This is a genomic window from Sutterella massiliensis (assembly GCF_016899755.1).
GTDB classification, from domain to species: domain Bacteria; phylum Pseudomonadota; class Gammaproteobacteria; order Burkholderiales; family Burkholderiaceae_F; genus Sutterella; species Sutterella massiliensis.
The window spans coordinates 1-278 of the sequence record NZ_JACJJC010000404.1; the positions used below are offsets into that span (position 1 = coordinate 1).

The following is a 278-nucleotide window of genomic DNA, read 5'->3' on the forward strand; positions in this document are numbered from 1 at the left end:
GTTTAGGAGCGTTTCCATCTAACAGAAGGCCGCGTGTTGTCTGGGCAGGGGCGGCAGACGGAGGCGAATCTAAACGACTGGCGGGATTGTTGGATGAAGCGCTTAGGCCGCTGGGCTTCCCGACGGAAGGAAGAGAGTTTACTCCCCATATTACGCTGGCCAGGTTAAAAACACTTAAAATGCTTGACAACCCGGAGATATTCGAACAAACAGGGAAGGCGGTCAGGCGTTTAGAAGTTACCGCGGAGGCGGTAACTCTTTACGAGAGCGTGCTGGGC

The 278-nt window shown here is 54.3% G+C and carries 1 protein-coding gene; it reads left to right on the top strand.

Annotation, left to right across the window (positions count from 1 at the left end; translation table 11 throughout):
• Nucleotides 1-278: 2'-5' RNA ligase family protein (locus H6A60_RS13090; protein ID WP_338054881.1), on the top strand; the 278-nt coding region annotated here is incomplete at both ends.